This is a genomic window from Neolewinella aurantiaca (genome assembly GCF_008014675.1).
Lineage (GTDB): Bacteria > Bacteroidota > Bacteroidia > Chitinophagales > Saprospiraceae > Neolewinella > Neolewinella aurantiaca.
Map to the genome: position 1 here is coordinate 1 of NZ_VOXD01000090.1, position 1,637 is coordinate 1,637.

Sequence of the window (1,637 nt, forward strand, 5' to 3'; positions counted from 1 at the left end):
ATGTGGATACGGACGAGACTGTCTACAGCACCGCAATCGGGACAGTCGGAGAGCGATCGACCGAGGTGATTCTCCAAAAGATCGCGGGTGCGTTCGGCGCGTGGCTTTTTAGCGGGGACCGTGCGAGGTCCACTCCGAGACTGGCGCGGGCGGCGGCTAAAGCACTGGACTTATGGTAGTTGGACAGTATTCCGTAGTGGCGCATCCGTCTAAAACCGGGCGGAAGGATGTGAAGACAGAAGCGGCGCAAGAACTCGATCCCATCCAGGGCCATCGTTTTTCGGACGCCCTTTTCCCGGTAATCCTTATAATGGAAGGTCACTTTGTCGGGGCCAACGTGGAGGAGCCGGTGGTTGGAGATGGCGGTCTTGTGGGTGTAGCGGCCGAGGTGTTCGACGACCTGGTCTGGCCCTCCGAAGAGGGCTTTGCCGAAGAAGTATTTCAGCGCACAGCAAAGGGTGTTGAGGGTGGATTTTCCTATTGACTTTTCCCGCTCGGCGAGAAAGGCGAGGATATCCCGGGCGGTGATGGCATCGGCTTCCGCATGGTGGTATTCCATGAGGTCGCGCAGCGACCGGGCGTAGTTGATAATGGTACTCGATGTCATACCCGCGACCCGTAAATGGGCCACGAACCGGTCGAGATCCGGCTGACAATCAGGGTGGTGGGCTATCTGAGCCCGGGACTTTTTTTAGTCACGATGGAATGGTTTGGTTAATAGGTAAGATAGGGGTATTTTTAGGAGACGGGTTGGTTATGGCGCGGCAGCGGTTGGCGCGGAGCGGCTTAGTTCAACACCGCAGCCGCGTCAACCCGCGCGGATCGCCGGTGGGGCGGAGCCGGAGTTTTAGGGGAGGGACCATCATGGGTCTTGCTCTATATTTGGTGGTGGGCGCGGGCTGCGCGGCTGCAAACGTTCCGCGAAACGTAAATAAATGAAAAATGATCAAATGGGAGCGTGAAAATTTAGAAACTAAAAAGCTAGAAATATGGGTTATTGATTTCAATGGATTAACATGGTATGAAAGCTACGGACCCAGTATGACTCAATGGGCAAGTGTATATACTATTGATCAGTTGTTTATAAATAAATCAAAAGGCTTTTTACCTCCTGATGTAAGTGATATTAACGAACTGTTTATATTGTTTCGTAATAGTGTGATTGAAAATCAACTAAGCAAAGACCAGGAAATTATTTTAAATAAGATAGAAAAATTTTTATAAGACAGGACGAAATCATTTAATCCTTAAAAGAAATGGCTCTGTAGGGAACATATGAACTGTTTAGTTATTTCGCTGGAGAAAACAATTTGTAATGATTGAAAACCAATTTAGTATAAGAAAGCACACTACTCTACATTTTTGAAGATGGGATGATTTCGTCCGTCATCGAGGCTTAAATATCGTTTCAAGAAGAGCTCCATACTCGCGCACCAGGGCATCAGCAGGCTCAGTCCTTTGCGGAACACAGACTCGGTAGGGAAGACCGCGCCGTCAGCATAATGAATGATTCGGATTTTTGACCGCGCCGCCCATCCCACTCGTACCGTCAGTGAATAACTGAGTCCCACGATGGCCATGAATAAGTTGCTTCGTCCGACGGGCTTGAAGTTGATGGCCTCTAACCCAAATCCGTT

Annotated in this window: 2 protein-coding genes and 2 pseudogenes; 1 reads left to right on the forward strand and 3 read right to left on the reverse strand. The window is 49.7% G+C overall.

The genetic code is table 11. The annotated features are described in order from the left end of the window. Both FUA23_RS22110 and FUA23_RS23255 read right to left on the reverse strand, forming a co-directional pair. Positions 1-433: pseudogene (locus FUA23_RS22110) on the reverse strand (IS91 family transposase); the annotation flags it as partial. A 48-nt stretch (positions 434-481) separates the two neighbouring features. Next, positions 482-607, reverse strand: a pseudogene (locus tag FUA23_RS23255) (hypothetical protein); the annotation flags it as partial. Between the two features lie 335 nt (positions 608-942). On the opposite strand from FUA23_RS23255, the gene FUA23_RS22115 reads away from it, so the two are divergent. Then, positions 943-1,224, forward strand: a complete 282-nt coding sequence (locus FUA23_RS22115) for a hypothetical protein (protein ID WP_147932950.1) — start codon at positions 943-945, stop codon at positions 1,222-1,224. Positions 1,225-1,349: 125 nt separating this feature from the next. Here FUA23_RS22115 and FUA23_RS22500 read toward each other — a convergent pair. Beyond that, positions 1,350-1,637, reverse strand: a 288-nt coding sequence (locus FUA23_RS22500; RefSeq protein ID WP_187271192.1) for a hypothetical protein, incomplete at its 5' end; no start/stop codon positions are given.